A 23,139-nucleotide genomic window follows, 5' to 3' on the forward strand; every position below is an offset into this window, starting at 1 on the left:
CATGATAAAACCAGGATTGTAGACCCCACTACTGTAGAATGATTGAAACTTTCATAAAATAACTTTGGCTTATCTTTATCCTAATAATGAATAAGAAGAAGTACTTCAAAATGAAGCCAATTTTAATCTTTATTCTTGCCCTATGGACCGTACCCTTCTGGATGGGCGCACAAAATCTCTTGCCCCCTATTCACAACTATAAAATTTTTGAATACCAAGCAGATAGTAAGAATTGGGGACTGTCAGCTAATAGTGAGGGTGAACTATTTGTCGCCAACAATAGCGGATTACTTCACTTTAACGGCGAAAAATGGAAATTGTACAAACTACCGAATAAAACCACAATACGATCCGTTGCGCATATTGATGGGAAAATCTATACCGGATCCTACGAAGAGTTTGGTTACTGGACAAAAAACAAGTTGGGTGTTCTCGATTACACCTCCCTGACCCATCTAATAAAAAACCATGTATTTACAAGTGAGGAATTCTGGCAGATTTTACCCTATGGCGATGCCATACTATTCAGGTCGTTCAACGGCATCTATGTATTAAGGAATGATAAAATCGCCGTTATCGACCCTCCTTTTGTGGTCACCTTTATTTCAATATATAAAAATAAGATACTGGTCGCCGGAGGACATAAAAGACTATATGAGCTTATTGACGAAGCGCTTATTCCCTTGGAAGAGCATGAATTATTATCGGATAAGGTAATCATTGCCATGGCCGATATCAATGAAGGACTTCTCATAGGTACAAAACGGAACGGATGTTATATAATGACAGAAAAAGAAATAGTTCCATTTGAAATAAGTATCAATGCGCAATTAAAACAATATCAACTTAACCAAATTCTATCCCTATCGGGAAACAAGTTGGCCTTTGGAACCATTAAGAATGGTATTTATTTGTACGATCTTGGTAATAAAACCAGCCAAAGGTTAAACCGGCAGGTTGGCTTACAAAACAATACCGTTCTTTCAATGATGCAGTATAAGGAGCAATTATGGGTAGGCTTGGATAATGGTATAGACCGAATACAACTGAACAATCCGTTAACCTATTATACCGATTATACAGGGGCCGTTGGTACCGTTTATGATCTTGCGGTCCATGAAAATGTACTTTATATGGGCAGTAATACGGGTATCTATTATTTCACTAACGATTCCTTGCAATTTGTCGAGGGTTCCCAAGGGCATGTCTGGGATTTAAACGTAACCCATGGCGAGCTTTTCTGTGGCCATAATACAGGTACTTATCGAGTAAATAAAAAGTCAATCGAAAAAATTTCGACCATTTCCGGTGGATATCAAATTGTGAAGGTACCCGAATCTAATACATCATTTATCCAAGGAACCTATATTGGTCTCGCCAAATACGAAAAAGATGCAAACGGGAAGTGGGTCGTCACACCCATCGCTGGCATGGACAAAATGGTAAAATACCTGTGTTTTGAGGATACCCATACCCTTTGGGCCGCACACCCCTATAAAGGGCTTTATAGAATCGTATTGAATGACACCTATGATGAGGTAATCGAGAAGATCGAATTTACTACCGAGCAAATACCCACCAATTACAACGTGAAAGTTTATAATATCAGGAATCAAATAGCATTTGATATTGAGGGTATTTGGTATCGATATGATCCTATTTTAAAGAAAATCGAACTTTTTAAGGAATTCCAGAACTATAACCATAAAAGCCTCATTCATCATGACAATGCGTTTTTCTGGTTTATTGATAACCAGGGGTCTAAAGAAGTACTTTATACCGACTTAAAAGAAATCAATTTCGTACTTGATGATATTCAGTTACAAGAACGATTGGCTCCAGAAGCGGAAAACATCATTAAGTTGAATGATTCCATTTATTGCTTTACCTTAAATGATGGTTTTGGGCAACTTGATCTTTTTAAATTCAGAGAGCGACTTGAAGATTTTGAATTACCCAAACCTAAACTTGTTTCATTTGAAGATGGGCAAAATCCCTATCCTTTGGTAAATGAACTATTCCACGTACCCTATAACGTGTCCCATGATATAACAGTAAACGTTTCATCCCCGAGTCTGGTACAGCCCAAATATCATTTTGAATTGTACGGTCCAATGGACCAAGCTGCCGATATCGAAAACGGTGTCATAAGATTTCAAAACCTGCCTTTCGGCAATTATGAATTGAACGTTTCCACCATCCGTATAGATAATGAACGTTCGGACCCCAAAACAATACAATTTGAAATCGCTCCGCCCTGGTATTTATCAAAGGTAAGCATGGTGATGTATCTCCTTGCCTTTATTGGGGTGGTTTTCCTAATACGTTGGTACAACAGACAAAAATTAGAGAAAAAACATCTTAAACTTAAAGAGAGATTCCATAGGGAGCAAGAGGAACGATTGGCCAAACAGGAAAAAGAAAAATTGGAGAAAGAGATAAAACAAAAACAGAAAGAACTGGCAAGAACGACCATGAATATGGCTGATAAGAACAAGATAATTATTGAATTAAAGGATTTGCTAATGGTGAACAAGAATCAGTTCACAAACCATAAGCGGTATGGTTCGATTATTAAAAAATTGGACAATTCAATCAATGACGAAGGCGATTGGAAGCATTTCGAAGTAAATTTCAAAGAACTTCATGAAGACTTTTTTGAAAACCTCCTCAAAAAATACCCTAAGCTGACACCAAAAGATCTTAAATTATGCGCCTATTTAAAAATGAACCTTTCGTCTAAAGAGATTGCTCCCCTAATGGCCATAACCAATCGTGGGGTTGAGATTCATCGCTACCGATTAAGAAAAAAACTGAAGATCGAAAGTTCTGAAAATCTTTCGAACTTTTTGATCAAATTCAATTGACCTTACGTGACTATCCCAATTTTTGGGGAATGACAACTTTAGTCCGAAAATATAGTACATCATTAGTACATCATTATGTTAAATTATTATAACTATTTAATATATACACTACTGCAAACACCCCTTTTATAGGGTCTATGAAGAACTACCCCTATGATGTAATTATTATGTACCTCCTAGAACACCCGCAACCTTTTTTAATTAGTAATTTAGTAAATATTCGAACTAATTATTAAATAATCACTAAAATGAGAAATACAATTTTAACAATCTTGTTTTTTTTGTCCCTATTGGCAAGTTATGCACAAGATGGTATTACGGTGTCTGGAACGGTCTCCGATACCGAGGGGCAACCCTTACCAGGTGCCAGTGTTGTAGTTAAAGGAACTACTACAGGAACACAAACAGATTTTGATGGTAATTTCACACTCGACAAGATTCCTTCTGATGGAATTTTATCAGTCAGTTACCTAGGCTTTGTCACCCAAGACATAGTGGTTGATGGCAGAAGCACTATTTCAGTGTCTTTGGCAGAAGATGCCCAAGCCTTGGATGAGGTGGTAGTGATTGGTTATGGGGAAATGAAATCGAAAGACCTTACGTCATCAATTACTACCATCAAATCGGAAGACATGGCAGGCACGCCAACCGGCCAGGCCATGCAAGCCTTACAAGGCAAGGTTGCCGGTTTGCAAGTGACCAACAGCGGTGGGCCTGGCCAATCGCCGGTCATACGGGTAAGGGGTATTGGATCTTACGGTACCGACACGAACGATACGGATACTTCTGCTCCTTTATATGTGGTAGACGGTATGTTCTTTGATAACATAGATTTTCTGAATACTGCGGATATCACCTCTATTTCAATCTTAAAGGATGCATCCGCAGCGGCCATTTATGGGGTACGCGCTGCCAATGGTGTTGTGCTGATAGAAACCAAATCAGGTTCTTATAACCAAAAAGCTGAGATTACCTATGATGGGTACACAGGATATCAGGTTGCCCAGAATATTTTAAAATTGGCCAATGCCGAACAATTCACGACCCTTGCCCTTGAATCGGGTTCAGAACCAGACGCCCAGTTTATATTAAACGCTATGCAACGTTATGGCCGTAGCCGGGTCAACCCCAACATTCCAAATGTTAATACAGATTGGTATGATCAAATCATACGGACTGCACTGATTCGAAATCATAGTATAGGGGTCACCGGCGGTAGTGAAGATGCCACATATGCCATTGGGGCCAACTATTTTGGCCAAGAGGGTATCCTTAAAATGAAGAATGAATATGAACGATTTAATTTACGAAGTAAAATCGATTTCAAGGCTTCTGACTGGCTTACCATCGGTGGTAATGCCGTAATCAGTAATGCCACAAGATATGATGCAGAGAATTCTGCATGGAGACTGGCGTATTACGCAGTACCGATTTTACCTGTATACGATGATATCTTGGCCAACGACCCCGCCGTTTTCCCAACGAACTATGCCAATGCCCAAGATTTAGGGTATCGGGGCGGACAAAACCCATTTCCCTTAATGGACAACAGCGAGCAAAGGTCAAAAATCAGAAATGTGCTGGCCAATTTTTATGCCCAAATCAATATCATTCCTGAAAAACTGACGTTCAAGACAGCCTACAACCATAATTTTCAAACCATAGAAAGAAGAGAGGTACGATTGCCGTATTTCATCGGGAACAACTTCCAACGTGAAGATGCGAATCTATTCAAAAGAAGTGAGACCTTCTCCAATCAGATTTGGGATAATACGCTAACCTTTACCGATAGTTTTGATAAGCATAACCTAACCGTATTGGCAGGAACCTCCTTTAGGGATGAAGCCTATGACAAGTTAGAAGCCAGAGCCCTAAATTTTCCCTTGTCTGGCGAAGAAGCATACTTTATTGACCAAGCACAGACCATAGTGGTAGAAGACGTTAAGGACGGTGGGGCGAGGGAATATGGTTTTTCATATTTTGGACGGGTATCCTATAATTACGATAACCGTTATTTACTATATGGTACTTTTAGGGCCGATGGCACCAATAAGTACCAGGAAAAATGGGGCTACTTCCCTACTATCGGTGCTGGCTGGGTCTTAACCGGCGAATCCTTTATGCAGGACAACGGAATTTTCGATTACCTGAAATTACGTACCAGTTGGGGAAAATTGGGTAATGACAAGGTGGCCGCAAGTTCTGGATCCATAACTTCTTCCGTGGTGACGACCGCACTGGGCGACACCATGTTCAGTGGAGTGACCACCAGCAGTGATTTTACCGCTCTGAAATGGGAGGTCACGGAAGAAATCAATGCCGGTATCAGTGCCAGACTGTTGGACAATAATCTTTCCTTGGAGGCAGATTATTATGTCAGGGATACCAAGGATGCGGTCATACCCGTAGAACGGGCATTGATCCCAGGATCTACAAGACAGAACATTGGGGAAATTCGGAATTCAGGGCTGGAAATAGCCTTAAATTGGGACAAAAAAGTATCAGAGGACCTAAGCTATAATATCGGCGTCAACTTTTCTACTTTAAAGAATGAAGTGCTCGATCTTGGCGGGCAACCACATTTGGATGCAGGTACCGCGGAGTTTAGACAGCGATCTATTGTTGGGGAACCGATTTTTGCCTTCTTTGGCAGGGAAATAGCCGGGGTGTACCAAAATGATGCCGAAATACAAGCAGATCCCGTAGCCGTGGCCAATAATTTAGTGCCCGGTGATTTCAGATACAAGGACATTAATGGCGATGGGGATATTACCGATGACGACAGGGTGGTCCTAGGATCTTTCCTTCCCTCCTATTCGTTTGGTTTCAACTTTGGAATCAATTATAAAAACTGGGACTTTTCGGCCGCCGGCACGGGTCAAGGGGGAAATAAAATCCTAAACCGTAAACGAGGGGAGGTCATCTTTACCAATGACACGAACTGGGACCGGGATTTTGCGGTCAATCGTTGGCATGGGGAAGGCACCACAAATAGTTATCCCTCCTCGGCAGGAGTCCGTAAAGGATGGAACCAGAGATTGAGCGATTATTGGGTAGAGGACGGTGACTTTTTTAGGATACAAAATCTTACTTTAGGATATACCATAAATAAAAATGGAAAACTCAAAGGAGTGCCAAGTACCCGTATTTATGTCACTGCGGAAAAACCACTGACGTTGTTCAGTTATAATGGTTTCAATCCAGAGGTGTCTAATGGCATAGATAATGAGACCTATCCCATTCCGGCCACATATACGATTGGTGTAAACATTAAAATATAAAAAAAAGCGATTATGAAACTATTTAAGAAAATTAACGCAAAACGAGCCTTGTCGGCCCTGTCTGCCTTGCTCATTTTTGTTGGGTGTTCAACACAATTGGATGAGCCGCAATTGAATAATAATTTTGCAGGAGGTACTGACTTTACAGATGCTTCTGGAATGCAACTTTCCGTAGTTGGCGCATACGCAGCGTTTCAAAATCGTGGATGGGAACAACCCCTCTTGATTTCAGTGCGTGGAGATGACGTCAATGCCGGTGGTTTAGGCGATCAACAAGATTTTGCCGAAACCGATCTATTCAATTATAATAAGGACTATTGGATGTACAACTCCCTTTGGGAAAATGTCTATAGAGATGTGATTTTAGCCCATACCGCGATGGAACAGATAGTAAGGTACCAAGAATTTGGGGATGCAGCCGATATTGCCAAGGGTGATCAGTATATCGCCGAAATCAAGGTATTACGTGCAATGATGCTCTTTCAAATATCAGAAGTGTGGGGCGATGTCTTCATACCAATGTCCTCCAATACCAATGAACTTTTAGACGTTCAAACATTGCCCACCAAAGATGAGGTGATGCAACATCTTTCAAATCAGATGGACGAGGCCATACCGCTATTGCCAAATATGCGCCCAAATGAGCGCACCGATCTACCTGGTGGCGTGACCAGGTATACGGCTTTGGCCATAAAAGCAATGGCCAACCAAGAACTAAAGAACTATCAAGCAGTTGCCGATGCCACCGGACAGATTATCAGTTCAGGGAAATTCAGCTTGTTTCCCGATTTTTATGAACTTTTCAAGACACCCGGTAAATTAAGTGATGAAAGTATATTGGATTTTCAGTACTCCGATTATGGTCAGGGCGAAGGTGACAGTTCAAACCATCTCTATGCCCCCTATGGCCCACAAGGATGGACACCGGCAGTAGCAGGTGCAGGAAGTGGATGGGGCTTTTATGAGCCCAGTATGAAGTTCATTAAATTTATGTTAGATCGTGGGGAAACCGTTCGTTTGGAAACCAGTGTACTGTTTACAGACCGTGGTATAGCGGAACTTCAAACCGATACGAATTATGCCACGCTACCAAGTTTTGTCTCCAACACCACTAGGGACGGTGATGTCATCAATGATTATGCCCGGGCCTTGTTTGCTAGTGGCAAACACTATTTCCCTTCCAATCAATTGATCCCTGGAAGAACCGCTTATGGCAGTAATAAGAATTATAATGTCATTCGTTATGGGGAAATCCTATTGATGTATGCCGAAGCCCTTGCACATGGCGCCTCAGGTTCGGCGATGACCGCCGACCAAGCCGTCAATTTAGTTCGAACAAGGGCGGGTATGCCGGCCTTGAGTGGGGTTACCTTAGACCAAATCATCGATGAAAAGTTCGCCGAACTTGGAATGGAATGGGGCAAACGCTATTATGATCTTCTTAGATTGGAAAGATATGATGAGTTAAACTATGACGGTAGGACATTCAGCCCTTCAAAAAGCTACTTGCCCTATCCACAAAGTCAAGTAGATCAATTCCCTATTTTGGGTGAACAAACTAACTAACAATTCAAAAAGATGAAAACAATAAGATACATATTCGCAAGCTGGTTGGCCGTTATGCTTTTCTATGGCTGTGACCAAGGCATAGACGACATTACGGAAGTTGCTCCAGGTACTGATGCTACTGCACCTAAAATTACTGTTAACGCCCCAACAGAGGGTTTGGCAATTAAAGTATTTGAAGAAGTTACCGCATTGGATGTTGATTTGGAGGTTACCGATGACATTGAAATTGCTAGCATCTCCGTACTCCTTAATGGCACGGAAATTGCCAAATTCAGTAGTTTTAAAGACTATCGTAGGGCCTTGGAAAAATTCACTTATGATAATCTGAAAGATGGCAATCACAAATTGACCGTTAAAGCCACTGATATTGAGGGTAAAACAACTACCGTTGAAGTCAACTTCTCAAAACAACCCCCGTACACCCAAATGTTTGATGGTGAAATATTTTATATGTCATTCGATGGGGATTATAGGGATCAGATTGGTTTTGAACAGGCCACGGAAGTGGGATCCCCAGGATTTGCAGGTGATGGATATGTAGGTCCAAATGCTTATGACGGTGCTGTAGATTCTTATCTGACTTTTCCATCTGCAGGTTTAACTCAAGGAAATGAATTTAGTGCTACGTTCTGGTTGAAAATCGATGCATCGGATGATAGAGCGGGAATAATCAATATTGCGCCAGCCGAACCAGCAGGTCCATCTGATAAACCTAGTGGGTTCGGATTGATCCGGGAAGGGAGTGCAACCGCTCAGAAGTTTATACTTCTCGTGGGCAATGGTACCAATGCAACCTGGGTGAACCCCGGTGACCCTGCCACTATAGATCCAACCCTAGATGAATGGGTACATCTTGGAATCTCGATTTCAGAAAGTAATGCAGCGCTGTACATGAACGGAATATTGGTAGGAGAAACTGCATTTACAGGAATTGATTGGACAGGTGTAGGTGATTTGGTGATCATGTCCGGTGATCCCAACTTTAACGGGTGGAATCATAAAACAGAGAAAGGGCAAATGGATGAATTGCGTGTTTTTGACAAAGCATTATCCCAGACTGAAATTCAGTTGATGATCAACTCGGTAAATCCATATTTCCCAAAATATGATGGGGAATCATTCTACATGCCATTTGACGGTGATTATATTGATTTAGTAGGAAGTCGGGCGGCTTCAGCAGTTGGAACACCGGATTTTACAGATGATAGTTATGAAGGATCCAAGGCCTATGCTGGTGCAACAGATTCGTATTTAACGTATCCATCGGATGGATTAACCACTCCCGAATTCAGTGCCACGATGTGGTATAAACTGAACAATGATCCAAATAGGGCAGGTATCTTAACCATCGGTCCTGAAGACCTTGCCAATGGCGGTTATCCAGATATTCAAAATAATAGATTATCAGGTATTAGGTTGTTTAGGGAAGATGTTGGTGGAAATCAGGTAATGAAATTGAATATCGGTGCCGGCGGTGATAATTGGTTTGATGGCGGGGCTGCTGCGGCCTTGCCCGCAGGTGAATGGGCGCATCTAGCAATAAGTATCGGCGCAGGGGAGGCAGCTGTATATATAAACGGAGTAGCGGTAAGCAGTGGAACCTTTCCAGGGCTTGATTGGACAGGTTGTGATGTTATTTCAATTATGTCGGGCGCTCCAAGGTTTACAGAATGGGGGCATCTTTCGGATAATAGTAATTTGGACGAATTGCGATTTTTTAATAAAGCCCTCAGTCCAGAAGAAGTAGCTGAAATGTCAGGAGCTGAATTTACACCAAAGAACTTTGGTTCTACCCTCTATATGCCTTTTGATGGGGCCAATACAGAGATGAATGATAATATCGAACCAACCGTGGTTGGCACTCCTGGTTTTGCAGGGGAAAGCGTTAAAGGCACCGATGCCTATGCTGGTGCTGCAGATTCCTATCTTTCAGTACCTATCGATGGTCTCTTCAACAATCAATTCAGTGGGGCATTTTGGTACAAAGTCAATGGCAATCCTGACAGGGCTGGCATATTGACCGTTGCTCCTCCGATGAACGGCGCCGACAACGTACTTACCTCTGGGTTTAGATTGCTCAGGGAAGGAAGTGCTGATGAACAACAGATAAAATTGCATATCGGGGCCGATGATGGCGAGAATGTTTGGAACGATGGTGATGTTATCGATGTCACCGCTGGGGAATGGGTACATATCGCCTTTGCGGTCTCAGATACGGCCACCCAGATTTATTTCAATGGGGAAGCAGTGGTGAATTCCGGTGATATGACAGGTAGAGTGATCAGCTGGGCAGATTGTGTAAATTTATCCATTGGATCCGGCGCCCCTAATTTCGCAGGTTGGAACCACCTTTCGGATACCAGTTACATCGATGAGCTTTATTTGTTCGACAGGGTTTTGACTCCTGAAGAAATTCAAGCCCTAATGGAATAGCTGTATAGATTTAAAAAGTTAGTTGAGTTGTTTGAGTTAGTTTAATTTTTAACATCATTTATGAGGTTAATTTTGATTACAATGGCCATTGCTTCTTTGTTAGTTGGTTGCAATGGCCATTCTTCTAAAAAGGAACAGGCCCAAAGAAATCTGGAAGTAGCTGTTGAAATAACGGATAACCAATTACTGGACTCGGTACAGAAACAGACCTTTGACTATTTTTGGGAAGGTGCCGAACCGATTTCTGGTCTGGCCCGGGAGCGTATTCACCTTGATAACATCTATCCCGCGCATGACAAGGACATCATAACCATAGGTGGTTCGGGATTTGGCCTTATGGCGATATTGGTCGGTGTGGAACGAGGCTTCATAACCCGCGAACAAGCCTTGGAACGCTATGAAAAAGCAATCGCCTTTTTGACCAAAGCCGATCGTTTTCATGGGGCATGGCCCCATTGGCTGCTACCAACGGGCAAGGTTGCCCCTTTTAGTGCCAAGGACAATGGCGGTGATTTGGTCGAAACCGCATTTCTGATCCAAGGGTTACTTACTGTTGAGGCGTATTTTAAAAATGGGAATGAACGGGAAAAACGACTTGCAGATACCATTCAACAATTATGGGAAGAAGTAGAATGGGATTGGTATACCCAAGGCGGGAAAAATGTACTGTATTGGCATTGGTCACCTACCTATGGTTGGGACATGAATTTTCCGGTAGGAGGTTATAACGAGGCCCTCATTATGTATGTCTTGGCGGCGGCCTCCCCTACCCATCCGATCAACAAGGAAGTGTATGACAAGGGTTGGGCACGAAATGGAGCGATAAAACAAGATACCGTCTATTATGGGCTCCGTACCGTACTTGACCATTATGAGCATGATACTTCCCCTGTGGGTCCTCTTTTTTGGGCACATTACTCCTATCTGGGATTGGACCCCAATGGATTATTTGATCAATATGCAGATTATTGGATCTTGAACCAAAACCATGCCTTGATACATTACAAGTATGCGGTCGAAAATCCCAACCATTTTAAAGGCTACGGAGAGAAATGCTGGGGATTGACCTCCAGCTATTCAATGAAGGGATATGCTGGCCATCGACCTGACAGAGACCTTGGGGTAATTTCCCCAACCGCCGCATTATCATCCATGCCATACACCCCCGACCAGAGCATGGCGTTTTTGCGGTATATGTACACCGCACAAGATTCCCTGATTGGAAAATATGGCCCTTACGATGCATTCAGCCTCGAGCACCAATGGTATTTGCCCCGATATTTGGCCATTGACCAAGGCCCTATACCAGTAATGATCGAAAATTATAGAAGTGGACTGCTCTGGAAACTCTTTATGCAGAATGCAGATGTACAACGTGGATTGCATAACTTGGGTTTCGCCTCTTCGAAAGTTGAATTATGATAAAGGAACTGCGCATTTTATTTTTTATTGTTTTACTTTCCTCGTGTTCCTCCAATGAGCCTACGGGCCCTATTGGTGTTTCTGAACTACCGGAAGAGGGCGAGGAGAATCCGATTGACCAAACCCCAGTAATCGAGGATGAGGCCCTATTGGATCTTACCCAGGAAGAAACATTCAAATATTTCTGGGACTTTGCCGAAAGCAATTCGGGCGCGGCTCGTGAAAGATACCATCCTTCCGATCCATCCAACGATCCCCTTACGGTGACGACAGGGGGTACAGGATTTGGGCTGATGGCTATTTTGGTGGGTATTGAAAGAGATTTTATCACTAGGGAACAGGCTGTACAGCGACTTGACAAAATTTTGGGGTTCTTAGAATCGGCGGATCGATTTCATGGCGCATGGCCGCATTGGATCGACGGAAGTACGGGCCATGTAAAACCTTTTAGCGCCTTGGATGATGGCGGGGATTTGGTTGAAACCGCATTTTTGGCCCAAGGATTAATTTGCATCAAGGAGTATTTCAAAAATGGTTCCGATACTGAAAAAAACCTATCAGACAAGGCAGATGCACTCTGGAAAGGGGTGGAATGGAATTGGTACACTCAAAATAAAAATGCGTTGTATTGGCACTGGAGTCCAACCCATGGGTTTGCCATAAATATGGAACTCAAGGGATATAATGAAGTGCTGATCGCCTATATTCTGGCAGCGGCTTCCCCTGACCAGTCAATTACAAAGGAGGTATATGAAAATGGGTGGGCATCTAATGGCAGCATCGTATCGACTGAAACCAAATACAACCTGCCTTTGATAGTAGATCATGCAGGTAATTCCCCCTATGGTGGACCCTTATTTTGGGCCCATTACTCCTACTTGGGCTTAAACCCTAAAACACTATCTGACGAATATGTAAACTATAGGGATGCTACTGTAAACCACACTAAAATAAACTATGGCTATTGTGTGGAAAATCCCAAGAACTATACCGATTATGGCGAGGATTGCTGGGGACTTACAGCGAGTTATACGAGGAACAATGATGGAAGTATCGGATATAATGCCCATAGTCCTTCCAATGATACCGGAGTGATTTCCCCAACGGCTGCGATTAGTTCTATACCTTATACGCCCGAAGAATCAATGCGTGCGCTTCATTATTTTTATAGCCATAAAGATCGATTATTGGGGCCTGCCGGTTTTTATGATGCCTTTAGTCCATCTAATGGTTTTTGGGTGGCAGAAGCCTATTTGGCAATCGACCAAGGGCCTCAAATCATAATGATAGAAAACCATCGGTCAGGTTTATTATGGAACCTGTTCATGCAAAACGAAGAAGTTCAAAATGGACTGGACAAATTGGGTTTCGAATATAGTGCCCCCTAACCAAATCAGTAAGGTCAAATTTCAGCAGATAAGCATCCTTAAATTAAAAAAGTAGTCCAAATGAATAAAATCATACTCATCCTTTTTAGCTTGATGTTGAGTGTTGTGTTACGTGCACAAGAGAAAAACACCATTCCACTAGTCGAAGAACTCCTAAGTAAAATGACCTTGGAAGAGAAAATTGGCCAATTAAATTTACCAGGGTCCGGGGATGTCGTAACGGGCCAAGCAAAAAACTCGGATATCGCCAAGAAAATTGAAGCAGGAATGGTAGGCGGATTACTGAATATAACATCGGTTCAAAAAATAAAGGAAGTCCAAAAAATCGCGGTTGAAAAAAGTCGTTTGAAGATCCCTTTATTGTTTGGCTTGGATGTCATTCATGGATATAGAACAACATTTCCGATACCCTTGGGGTTGTCGACGTCCTGGGATATGGAATTGATAGAAAAAACCGCTCGAATGGCTGCGAATGAAGCCAGTGCGGATGGCATCAATTGGACCTTCTCCCCTATGGTTGATATTTCTAGAGATCCACGATGGGGAAGGGTCTCTGAAGGGTCTGGAGAAGATGTTTATTTAGGTAGTGAAATAGCAAAGGCAATGATTCATGGATACCAAGGGGATGACCTGACCAAGAACTACACCATTATGTCCTGCGTTAAACATTTTGCTTTGTATGGTGCCCCTGAGGCCGGAAGGGATTATAATACGGTTGACATGAGCAGAATACGGATGTACAATGAATATTTACCACCTTATAAAGCGGCTATTGATGCTGGTGTTGGTTCGGTTATGGCTTCTTTCAATGAAATAGACGGAATTCCCGCAACTGGCAATAAATGGTTATTAACAAATCTTTTACGAAAGCAATGGGGGTTTGAAGGTTTTGTCGTTAGTGATTATACTGGCGTCAATGAAATGATCGAACATGGGATGGGTGATCTGAAAACCAGTTCGGCCTTAGCTTTAAATGCTGGTTTGGATATGGATATGATCGGGGAAGGATTTCTGACTACGCTGAAGAAATCCGTAGAGGAAGGCACTGTAAAAATGACTCAAATCGATAATGCCGTACGGAGAATATTAAAGGCCAAATATGATTTAGGGTTATTCGATGATCCCTATAAATATTGTGATATCAACAGGACACAAACGGAGATCTTCACAAAGGATAATCGCCAGTTTGCAAGAGAGGTTGCCACGCAATCCATGGTTTTATTGAAGAATGAAAATCAGTTATTACCCTTAAAAAAATCAGGAACCATTGCGGTCGTAGGTCCCCTTGCAAATACCAAAGAAAACATGGCCGGTACATGGAGTGTGGCGACCATTCAAAATAAGTCCATAGCCTTGTTGGAAGGTTTAAAGACCGTTCTTGGCGATAAGGTAAAGGTATTATATGCGAAAGGAAGTAATTTAACCTATGATGCCGCATTGGAGCAAAGGGCAACCATGTTCGGGAAAGAACTCAATAGGGATGACAGGACCGATAAAGAGTTACTTGATGAAGCACTGAAAATTGCCATGAGAGCGGATATCATTGTAGCGGCATTAGGCGAATCGGCTGAATTTAGTGGGGAAAGCAGTAGTAGAACCAATATAGAAATTCCCGATGTTCAAAAAGACCTATTAAAAGCGCTATTGAAGACAGGTAAACCGGTTGTTTTGGTATTATTTACCGGTAGGCCATTGGTTTTAAAGGAAGAAAGCAAAATAGTACCTGCCATCCTGAATGTTTGGTTTCCGGGAAGTGAAGCAGGTTTGGCAATTTCAGATGTACTCTTTGGGGATGTCAATCCGTCGGGGAAACTAACGACAACATTTCCGCAAAATGTTGGGCAGATTCCACTTTTTTACAATCATAAAAATACAGGACGCCCCCATAAAAATAAGGAAGGTAAATTTGAAAAATTCACGTCCAATTATATTGATGAACGGAATGAGCCAGTGTATCCCTTTGGTTATGGTTTGAGTTACACCCGCTTTACCTATGATAATCTAAGGTTAAGCTCGGATAAAATGATTGAAAACGACACGATCAAAGTAACTGTCGATGTAACCAATACAGGTGAATTTAATGGCAAGGAAGTTGTACAATTATATATACGTGATGTAATTGGAACCGTTACGAGGCCTGTTAAGGAATTGAAAGGATTTCAAAAAGTAGCATTGAATAGAGGTGAAACCAAAGCAGTAACCTTTTCCATTTCAATTGAAGATCTCAAATTTTATAACTTTGATTTGGATTTTGTGGCGGAACACGGAGAATTTGAAGTTTTTGTTGGTACAAATTCGGATGACACCCTGAAAACGTCCTTCAGGTTAGAAATGAATTAGGGATGATCAACAAAGCGCTTATATTACTCTTTTTAGGCATTTTAGCCCTAGGTTGTAAGGAAAAAACCGTAACGTCTGAAAAACAAGACGCTCCCCCCAATATCATTTATATAATGGCCGATGATCATGCCACCCAGGCCATCAGTGCCTATGGGCACCCAATAAGTCAATTGGCACCTACCCCCAATATTGACCGTTTGGCTGCGAATGGCGCATTATTTAACCACAGCTTTGTAACGAATTCGATTTGCGGACCAAGCAGAGCCGTAATCCTTACCGGAAAACACAGCCATATTAATGGTTTTCGACAAAATGGAGATCACTTTGATGGCAATCAACCTACCCTGCCTAAATTACTCAAAACAGCGGGCTATCAAACAGCGATTGTTGGCAAATGGCATTTACACGGCCATCCCCAAGGTTTCGACCATTGGAAAATCATTGTAGATCAAGGCAATTATTACAATCCGGATTTTATTGAAAATGGTGATACCACCCGAATTGAAGGCTATGCCACGGATATCATTACACAGGATGCCTTGGATTGGTTGCAGCATAAAAGAAAGGATTCCATACCCTTCTTTTTAATGGTGCATCATAAAGCTCCTCATAGAAATTGGATGCCTGCCTTACGCCATACCAACAAATATGACTCCGTACAATTCCCGTTACCCGAAACCTATTTTCCCACATTTAAAAACCAACAGGCTGCCCAAGAACAATTACAGACCATCTATAAGGATATGTACGAAGGGCATGATCTAAAAATGTCGAAGGCCTATGGTAGCGTGGAATTGGCCCATAATCCTTGGACCACCGATTTTGATCGAATGACTTTGGAACAACGCAAACAATGGGATGCATTCTATTTGCCCAAAAACAACGCCTTTCATAAAGGAAATTTGAGCGGCAAGGAACTGGCTGAATGGAAAGGTCAACGGTATTTACAGGATTACTTGGCTACTATCTCCGCCGTTGATGAAGGTGTAGGTAGCATATTGGATTATTTGGAAGAAAGTGGGTTGGATGAAAACACCCTGGTCGTTTACACTTCGGACCAAGGTTTTTATCTCGGTGAGAAAGGATGGTTCGATAAACGCTTCATGTATGAGGAGTCTTTCGGAACCCCATTATTGATGCAATTACCTGGTACCATTCGACCTGGCACAAAAATTAATGCGATGGTACAAAACTTGGATTTTGCCCAAACATTCCTCGATTTTGCGAATCTCAATGAATTAGCTGAACACATGCAGGGAGAATCCTTTAAAGGACTGCTTGATGGCAGTATGAAAGAGACCGATTATCGGGATGTTGCATATTATCATTATTATGACTATCCCGCATTTCATATGGTAAAAAAGCATTACGGCGTTCGTACAAAACGCTATAAATTAATGCATTTCTATGACGATATAGACACTTGGGAATTATACGATCTTGAAAAAGATCCCCATGAGGTTTACAATGCCTATACGGACCCAGCATATTCGGAAATTGTTGCCGAAATGCATAAGAAATTAGATTCAATACAGGCAGTCTATCAAGTGACGGATAAGGAGTTTCAGAAAGCCCCTAAAGAAAAAGTGGATGCTGCTTATCAACTTTTTAAAAGGCTAAGAGGTACTGGGAATCGTTGACCTATTCTATAAGCCTAAAGCGTTCGTTCAACTTTACCATAATCTTATCGATTACCGTTTCAGGTACTTCCAGGATTTCGGAAATTTCATAGTGACTGCGATTGCCAAAGGCATAGAGTTCCAAAACCGATTTAGTCCTTGGTGGAATATTGGTAAAAAGGGCGCCAAAAGTCGTACGGCGTTCCATAGAAGGTAAAAGGGAATCGTTCAAATCCAATTTCTTAATCAATTGCTGTTCCAAGGTCGTATCCAATATCACTTTGTTGGGTCTTTCCGAAGATTGCTTATAAGAGATATCATCCAACTCGGTGTTTAGTATCAAATCGCCATCCGCATCCATGGTATATTGTTCATCCAGGGCATCGAGCTCTTGTTTCAACATTTGCTCAGTAGGCAAGTAATCAGGCGTTTCTTGTTCGATTATCTTTTTCTCCTCAATTTTTTGAACGGCCTTGGAAAACAATATGATCTTTATTTTCTCTTTGTCCATAAAATCAGAGAACTCTTTGAAAATTTCCAAATAAATCTCATCCAAAAGTTCATCGGCATTATAAAACCCTCGATCAATGGCCCCTTGATCCTCAGCCGCCTTTAGACTTCTCTTCATAAACTTCCGTAAATCGGGTTCCAATGCTGCTATTTTGTTATAAAACTGTTCAAAATCGTTCTCTTCTTTATGTTGGGCTAATTGTTTGATTACCATGGTGCATGTTTTATATATTATTAAAACCTATTTTCAACTCCCTAAAGCTACCAACATTTTTGACCTATTAAAATGATAATTGTCAGTACAAAAATCCAAAATTGACTGATCTACATCATTTCAATTTCGATAATCAGCCTCTATTTTTGGATTGAACATAAAGTTTGACCTAAAGTTGTTAAAATAGCCTAGTGTTTGCTAGTGCTTAAATGCCCTCTTTCCTGATCTAAAAGCGTCCATGTATTGTAGGGGTTGGGATTGGGGGCATTGCATTTAAAAAACAATTCCCTGAATTTGATGCTTACGTGAGGTTGCCTAGTTTTGACTTGATCAACTGTGCTTTGGCTGCCTGATATCCCAAATCAAATACAGCATCCATATCCTTAACAGAAAAAGTACCAACTTTCTTTAATTCCTTAGGGCATATGACCATATCACAATCCTTGAATTTTGATATGGAATCGTGTGCCGATCTGATTTTATAAGCCCGTTCCAACACATTATAGGAATGTTTCAAGTCTTCAATACCCATCTTTTCGAACGGGTTAACGTAGACACCAATGATTTTCTCACAATACTCCGATATTAAATCCACCGGGAAATTATTCAAGGTGCCCCCATCGATATAATGGGCATCCCCGATCTGAATGGGCGTGAAAACGGCCGGGAAAGCGGCTGAGGCCAAGATAGGTCTTATCAACTCCCCTTCACTAAAAACCCGTAAGGTACCATCGAGTATATTCGTTGCCGTTATGAACAACTTTTTCTTTAGCACATTAAAATCATCCAATCCCAGGATTTTCGTAAAACTATCATAAAGCTTTTCGGTATCGATAAAACCAGGTTTGTACATGGTGAAATTATTGAAACTGAAAATATCGACCGATTTAAAAAAGTCAAGGATCTCTTGTGAGGTATTGCCATTCGCATAAAGGGCGCCAACAATGGCACCTGCACTTGTGCCGGCTATATAATCCGGAAAAATTTGATGTTCCTCCAGTGCCTTTATCACCCCTATATGGGCAATACCCCGAAATCCACCGCCTGAAAGTGCCAATCCTAGATGCATACTAACAATTTAACCGTGCGTAAATTTACGGCTGTAATTTTAAAAGTTCAATTTTTTACAAAGGTATTCGAAATTAAGGGCAGAGGTATGCTCTGGTGCCGGCAATCACTGATCAGTATCTTTGGTTTTCGATTTTTTAAATAGTTTTTTCACCACCAACGTGAGCAGGGTTTTTTGTAGTACTCCCTTGAAACCACCCAAAAGTTGTGTGGGATATAACTCCGATTTAAAATGTTTTATGTTCAATTTGAAACGCTCAAGATCTATCTCCCGTTGTAGACTGAGTATTTTCAGTTGTTTGTCGATTTCTGAAAAAGACGCATATTGTTTCATCTGTTCAAATTCTAATTTTTACTAATTATCCGATGTGATCAACCCTTACAAATCCGTAGGAGGTCGCACGTGACACCATGGTCCATGCTACCTAATCAAAATAAAACTTCGAAAACTTACGCAACAATGGGCGATCTAATTTTTCACGGAACAGATAGCAGAATATGGCGATGATCACATAGGATCCCCCTACGATGATATAGCCATAATAATCATTGCCCAATGCCGTACTAATACCTTGGGATAGTGCCAATGACAAAAAAAACAAGGCCAAAAAAACAATGGCCCCGACTACGAGTAGCTGGGTAAACGAAGTGACGGCCCGCATAAGGGCTTTGAATATCTTTAGTTTAAAATACTCCTCACTATTTTCGAGATAGGATCTAATATCGACATCGGCCTCCATTAGATCCTTCTTTAATTCATCAAATGCCATAGGACCTATTTGTGAAGCTGTGCGTTTTTCTTTTTCAATTCTTCCAACTTGCGCTCCAAAGTGGCGATAATATCGTCTGCTTTATAGCTCATATGGGAGATTGTATCCTCTAACTTCTGTTCGAACTCAACTTTTTTTTCATTCGCTGTTTTTGTGAGTTCTTCCTTGGCATGTGAAACACGTTCAGTGATTTCGTGTTTTGTTTCCAAAGCTTTCTCTTTGATTTTCTTTCGGGTTTTCTCTCCTTTATCTGGTGCATAAAGTATTCCAAACCCAGCTCCTATTGCAGCTCCTGCCAATAAGGCCAACATGATGTTCCCACTATTGTTTGTCATGATTACATTAATTAAGGTGAATATTAATTTACATGACCAATGTAGTGTTTAAAAGCACACCCCGGAATGATTTAAATCATTAAGAAATATGTTCTTAAAGTCATACGAATGACGGGAATCATTCCCAACGTAAAAGCTATGTATTTACTTTATGCTTTAAACGCGTCATGTCATGAAAAAATTCATCATCGTTTTGGGACTTTTATTATTGGGCAGTTGTGGCCCCGTTGTTATATCATCAAGACCAAGCCATCGCCCTCCTTCTTGGTTTTATCCTAACCGCTTGGAAATCGTACGTTATGTTTATTTTCCTGAATTCAGTATTTATTACGACCTATCGTCACAGACCTATCTGTACCTTGACGGGGGAATATGGGTAAGGCGCCAAGTGCTCCCACCACGCTATAGCCATCTTGATCTAAGTCGTCAGAGGTATGAACGTATTAAGAATTATCAGGAGGAAAATATTAGACCGTATCATGAGGAACACACTACCAATAGGGGTCGCAGCAATAAAACGGTAACTAAAAGAAGGTCATGATTTAATCCGGCCAATGGAAAAGTGACCTTTAGGGAGGTATTCAATATATAAAGGAGCCCACCACAAATTCAGGGGACTCCTTTTTTTAATGTATCCTTAATGTTATTTTATTCCAATAATGAGAACTGTTCGGCTATAACCGCTTCAATTTTTTCCTGAGGTATGGGAACATTGGTTTGCTTTCTCAATTTTCTCATGATCCGGTCTGTCACCAGTTTAACTTTTTGGGCATCTATTTCCTCTTTTCCGGTCTCAAAGAAGTCTTTTACCCCTTGCTTTACTAATATCTTGTTTTCGGCCAAAAACGCCCGTAAAGGTGCTCCTTGCAACCATTCATTATATACCAAAAGCTCTTCGGTAATAATCATACCCACTTCCCCTATGGCGGCAAACCTCTTTTCTTTTGTTTCCTCTAAATCAACAGAAATGGAATCTAAGTCATAAAACAATATATTCCGTTGGTTGGCCAAGTTTTTATCAATATTGCTCGGTAAAGCCAAATCGATCATTAAAACCTTGTGATCGGTATTCGAAACCCTTTTGATCAAATGAGTACAATTACTTGCAGCACTGATAATTACATCAAAATCAGCAAACTCGTTGGCAAGTACCTTTTCCCACTCATATACCTTACCATGGTGAATATGGGCCAAGGTTTTTGCAGTCTCAAAAGTACGATTACTGATATAAATACGCTCAAAGCCAAATTTTGAATTGTACTTGAACAACTGCTTTACGATATCACCGGCACCTATAAACAGTATTTTCCCGCATTTCGTACCTCTTTTCTTAAACGTATCACTGATAACCTTTAAGGATTTATAGGCCACAGAGGTCGTACCGTCCCTAAAATGGGTCTCATTACTAATACGTTTATGGCTTTTGAATACGGTCTGCATGGCGCGCTCCAAAAGAGAACCTTGCAACTTATGGGCAATGGAAAACTGATAGGCCTTTTTTATCTGATGCACGATTTCGGCATCGCCAAGTACCGAAGAGGCCAAACCTGAAGTAACTTTCAATAAGTGTCTGACCGTTTCTTCTGTTGTATCCTCAAAGATAAATAGCTTCTTGGTCGCCTGAATTTCATGCTTGGCTTTTACATCAAGAATGAAATTAAGAAAAGAGTCAGCAGTAACAACTTCAGATTCAAAATATATCTCCGTTCGGTTGCAGGTTACCAGAAGTAGTATCCCTGAAATATCGGGGAAAGTATCGCGGACCCTTGCAACCAATGCACTCTTCTCCTCGTCGGGAATATGAAATTCCTCGCGTTGGGTAACATTCGCTGTTTTATGTGAAATACTGATAAACCTTAGTGCGTTGCCCATTGTTATCTATTAACCATTAAACCAAACGGAAAGTTCATTGAATTATTCTCCCAAAGTTCTTACATAGTTGACAATCAACCAAACATCCTCTTCATCCGGAATCTTCTTTTCATAGTTGGGCATGTCGTCCCTACCGATGTAACTTTTGTAGAATAAGGCGCCGTCGGATTGTGCTTGGAATTCAGCCGAGGAAAAGTCCCCCAAATCCCCTTCAACCTCATCGGCTTTTGTACCATCGCCAAGACCTTTGGATCCATGACATGATTTACAATGCTTTGAATACAATGATTTACCAATAGCCAAATCTACCGCAGGATCGGTTGGGTTCTGCATTTTTTCATATTTGGCAGGTACGACCCATTTGTCCTGATCAAAAGAATTGAAAGAGTACAATGCAAAAGACACTACTCCGATAATCATTAATAATTTAATTGTTTTCATTTTTTTGTTTTTATTGTTTGTACTGATTAATCTCAAAAACAATACCAAACTTGGTCCGTTGGCTACACATCCTGTGAACCCAACGCATCCAATTCGATTTGTTTTCCCTCTTTTCTGATTTTAAATAAATTTATGATCGTATATACATAATTCGCCCAAACCCCAACCAATAAAATAGTCAACACCAAATACATCCAAATGGGTGCGGCTTCTGACCATAACGTATTGGCATCTTTTTGGGACTGTGCCTTAATTATTCCCCAATTTGCGGTTTTCTTTTGAATTACATCGCCAAATTCATCATTTTCTGCAATTATCGAATAAACGGTGAGGTCACCATTGCTGTTCCCTGGAATATCATTGGGCATTTCAAGAATGAACTCCCCATCCTCAATAGTGCCCTCCCCTATGGTCATTTTAGACAACATACCTTCTACAGCAATCACTATATCCGTTTCCTCAACTGGGGATTTAGAACCTAAACTATCGAGAACATAGGCCTTGACCACCACAGATCTAACGCTGTCAATTACGGTTAGATCCATATCCATGAGCAGGTTTTTGACACTTATTTCCTCTTCTTCCCCATCTAAGGTTTCCGAACCATTGAACCGAGCCACTAAGTTCATGTTGCCCTCACCATCGGTCAAATAGGATTGATTATCTGGTAAGATCAATGTTGCTATACCTTCTTTTGATGTTTTTGATTTACCGAGTGAAACCTCTTCCCCATCCAAGGTATTCAAGAATTCTATTTCGGCTTCGTAGACCGGTATTTTATCTTTTCTATCCTTCTTGTTCCTCGCAATGAAACTTGCTTCCAATTCCCTTGAATTATCATGGTGTTTCACTGTTTTAAAACTAAAAAGCGTTTTATAAGCACTAAGGTCGAACTCTTGTTCCTGTTCCGGCTTCTGTTCTTGCTCTTGTTCTTGGGCCACGCCCTTTGCGGTTATCAGTAACCCGATGGCCAATGCCAATAGTGAATACCTAAAAAATGTAGTCTTCAT

The 23,139-nt window shown here is 41.2% G+C and carries 17 protein-coding genes; 9 read left to right on the forward strand and 8 right to left on the reverse strand.

Going from position 1 to position 23,139, the window contains the following annotated elements; genetic code table 11:
• Positions 1-110 precede the first annotated feature (110 nt).
• The 8 genes from WBM98_RS03070 (at position 111) to WBM98_RS03105 (ending at position 16,940) form a co-directional block, all read left to right on the forward strand.
• Positions 111-2,867, forward strand: coding sequence for a LuxR C-terminal-related transcriptional regulator (locus tag WBM98_RS03070; protein WP_424364556.1), 2,757 nt, complete (start codon positions 111-113; stop codon positions 2,865-2,867).
• 248 nt (positions 2,868-3,115) lie between these two features.
• Positions 3,116-6,148, forward strand: coding sequence for a SusC/RagA family TonB-linked outer membrane protein (locus WBM98_RS03075; RefSeq protein ID WP_424364557.1), 3,033 nt, complete (start codon positions 3,116-3,118; stop codon positions 6,146-6,148).
• A 12-nt stretch (positions 6,149-6,160) separates the two neighbouring features.
• On the forward strand, positions 6,161-7,714 hold the full coding sequence (locus WBM98_RS03080) for a RagB/SusD family nutrient uptake outer membrane protein (protein WP_424364558.1): 1,554 nt from the start codon (positions 6,161-6,163) through the stop codon (positions 7,712-7,714).
• Between the two features lie 12 nt (positions 7,715-7,726).
• Positions 7,727-10,150: a LamG domain-containing protein gene (locus WBM98_RS03085; protein WP_424364559.1), complete on the forward strand. Its 2,424-nt coding sequence runs from the start codon at positions 7,727-7,729 to the stop codon at positions 10,148-10,150.
• Between the two features lie 60 nt (positions 10,151-10,210).
• Positions 10,211-11,572: a glucoamylase family protein gene (locus WBM98_RS03090; protein WP_424364560.1), complete on the forward strand. Its 1,362-nt coding sequence runs from the start codon at positions 10,211-10,213 to the stop codon at positions 11,570-11,572.
• On the forward strand, positions 11,569-12,960 hold the full coding sequence (locus WBM98_RS03095) for a glucoamylase family protein (RefSeq protein ID WP_424364561.1): 1,392 nt from the start codon (positions 11,569-11,571) through the stop codon (positions 12,958-12,960). Before WBM98_RS03090 ends, WBM98_RS03095 begins: the two co-directional genes overlap by 4 nt.
• A gap of 60 nt (positions 12,961-13,020) precedes the next feature.
• Positions 13,021-15,300, forward strand: coding sequence for a beta-glucosidase BglX (bglX, locus tag WBM98_RS03100; protein ID WP_424364562.1), 2,280 nt, complete (start codon positions 13,021-13,023; stop codon positions 15,298-15,300).
• Positions 15,301-15,302: 2 nt separating this feature from the next.
• Entirely contained in the window at positions 15,303-16,940 is a 1,638-nt protein-coding gene (locus WBM98_RS03105) for a sulfatase family protein (RefSeq protein ID WP_424364563.1), read from the forward strand.
• Position 16,941: 1 nt separating this feature from the next.
• Here WBM98_RS03105 and WBM98_RS03110 read toward each other — a convergent pair whose 3' ends face one another.
• The 5 genes from WBM98_RS03110 to WBM98_RS03130 all read right to left on the reverse strand — a co-directional run bounded on the left by WBM98_RS03110 (position 16,942) and on the right by WBM98_RS03130 (position 19,816).
• Complete coding sequence (locus WBM98_RS03110) at positions 16,942-17,643, reverse strand: hypothetical protein (protein WP_424364564.1); 702 nt, start codon at positions 17,641-17,643, stop codon at positions 16,942-16,944.
• Between the two features lie 301 nt (positions 17,644-17,944).
• The gene (locus WBM98_RS03115) at positions 17,945-18,712 is read right to left on the reverse strand and encodes a patatin-like phospholipase family protein (RefSeq protein WP_424364565.1); all 768 of its coding nucleotides are present in this window, start codon (positions 18,710-18,712) and stop codon (positions 17,945-17,947) included.
• A 105-nt stretch (positions 18,713-18,817) separates the two neighbouring features.
• Positions 18,818-19,045: a DUF6327 family protein gene (locus WBM98_RS03120; protein WP_424364566.1), complete on the reverse strand. Its 228-nt coding sequence runs from the start codon at positions 19,043-19,045 to the stop codon at positions 18,818-18,820.
• Between the two features lie 91 nt (positions 19,046-19,136).
• Positions 19,137-19,481 (reverse strand): hypothetical protein, encoded by a 345-nt coding sequence (locus WBM98_RS03125; RefSeq protein WP_424364567.1) that lies wholly within the window; start codon positions 19,479-19,481, stop codon positions 19,137-19,139.
• A gap of 5 nt (positions 19,482-19,486) precedes the next feature.
• Positions 19,487-19,816: a YtxH domain-containing protein gene (locus tag WBM98_RS03130; RefSeq protein WP_424364568.1), complete on the reverse strand. Its 330-nt coding sequence runs from the start codon at positions 19,814-19,816 to the stop codon at positions 19,487-19,489.
• A gap of 172 nt (positions 19,817-19,988) precedes the next feature.
• Between WBM98_RS03130 and WBM98_RS03135 the strand changes: the two genes are divergently transcribed.
• Positions 19,989-20,357 (forward strand): hypothetical protein, encoded by a 369-nt coding sequence (locus tag WBM98_RS03135; protein WP_424364569.1) that lies wholly within the window; start codon positions 19,989-19,991, stop codon positions 20,355-20,357.
• A gap of 107 nt (positions 20,358-20,464) precedes the next feature.
• Here the strand turns inward: WBM98_RS03135 and WBM98_RS03140 are convergent, their stop codons facing one another.
• The 3 genes from WBM98_RS03140 to WBM98_RS03150 form a co-directional block, all read right to left on the reverse strand.
• On the reverse strand, positions 20,465-21,688 hold the full coding sequence (locus tag WBM98_RS03140; protein WP_424364570.1) for a hypothetical protein: 1,224 nt from the start codon (positions 21,686-21,688) through the stop codon (positions 20,465-20,467).
• Between the two features lie 42 nt (positions 21,689-21,730).
• Entirely contained in the window at positions 21,731-22,129 is a 399-nt protein-coding gene (locus WBM98_RS03145; RefSeq protein ID WP_424364571.1) for a c-type cytochrome, read from the reverse strand.
• Between the two features lie 62 nt (positions 22,130-22,191).
• Positions 22,192-23,139, reverse strand: a complete 948-nt coding sequence (locus tag WBM98_RS03150; RefSeq protein ID WP_424364572.1) for a hypothetical protein — start codon at positions 23,137-23,139, stop codon at positions 22,192-22,194.

The sequence above is a fragment of the Maribacter sp. genome (assembly GCF_049667165.1).
Lineage (GTDB): Bacteria > Bacteroidota > Bacteroidia > Flavobacteriales > Flavobacteriaceae > Maribacter_A.

What these genes read in the sequence shown, in the direction of transcription:
- WBM98_RS03070 (WP_424364556.1), top strand. Translation starts at nt 111, where the DNA reads ATGAAGCCAATTTTAATCTTTATTCTTGCCCTATGGACCGTACCCTTC.
- WBM98_RS03075 (WP_424364557.1), top strand. Translation starts at nt 3,116, where the DNA reads ATGAGAAATACAATTTTAACAATCTTGTTTTTTTTGTCCCTATTGGCA.
- WBM98_RS03080 (WP_424364558.1), top strand. Translation starts at nt 6,161, where the DNA reads ATGAAACTATTTAAGAAAATTAACGCAAAACGAGCCTTGTCGGCCCTG.
- WBM98_RS03085 (WP_424364559.1), top strand. Translation starts at nt 7,727, where the DNA reads ATGAAAACAATAAGATACATATTCGCAAGCTGGTTGGCCGTTATGCTT.
- WBM98_RS03090 (WP_424364560.1), top strand. Translation starts at nt 10,211, where the DNA reads ATGAGGTTAATTTTGATTACAATGGCCATTGCTTCTTTGTTAGTTGGT.
- WBM98_RS03095 (WP_424364561.1), top strand. Translation starts at nt 11,569, where the DNA reads ATGATAAAGGAACTGCGCATTTTATTTTTTATTGTTTTACTTTCCTCG.
- bglX (WP_424364562.1), top strand. Translation starts at nt 13,021, where the DNA reads ATGAATAAAATCATACTCATCCTTTTTAGCTTGATGTTGAGTGTTGTG.
- WBM98_RS03105 (WP_424364563.1), top strand. Translation starts at nt 15,303, where the DNA reads ATGATCAACAAAGCGCTTATATTACTCTTTTTAGGCATTTTAGCCCTA.
- WBM98_RS03110 (WP_424364564.1), bottom strand. Translation starts at nt 17,643, where the DNA reads ATGGTAATCAAACAATTAGCCCAACATAAAGAAGAGAACGATTTTGAA.
- WBM98_RS03115 (WP_424364565.1), bottom strand. Translation starts at nt 18,712, where the DNA reads ATGCATCTAGGATTGGCACTTTCAGGCGGTGGATTTCGGGGTATTGCC.
- WBM98_RS03120 (WP_424364566.1), bottom strand. Translation starts at nt 19,045, where the DNA reads ATGAAACAATATGCGTCTTTTTCAGAAATCGACAAACAACTGAAAATA.
- WBM98_RS03125 (WP_424364567.1), bottom strand. Translation starts at nt 19,481, where the DNA reads ATGGCATTTGATGAATTAAAGAAGGATCTAATGGAGGCCGATGTCGAT.
- WBM98_RS03130 (WP_424364568.1), bottom strand. Translation starts at nt 19,816, where the DNA reads ATGACAAACAATAGTGGGAACATCATGTTGGCCTTATTGGCAGGAGCT.
- WBM98_RS03135 (WP_424364569.1), top strand. Translation starts at nt 19,989, where the DNA reads ATGAAAAAATTCATCATCGTTTTGGGACTTTTATTATTGGGCAGTTGT.
- WBM98_RS03140 (WP_424364570.1), bottom strand. Translation starts at nt 21,688, where the DNA reads ATGGGCAACGCACTAAGGTTTATCAGTATTTCACATAAAACAGCGAAT.
- WBM98_RS03145 (WP_424364571.1), bottom strand. Translation starts at nt 22,129, where the DNA reads ATGAAAACAATTAAATTATTAATGATTATCGGAGTAGTGTCTTTTGCA.
- WBM98_RS03150 (WP_424364572.1), bottom strand. Translation starts at nt 23,139, where the DNA reads ATGAAGACTACATTTTTTAGGTATTCACTATTGGCATTGGCCATCGGG.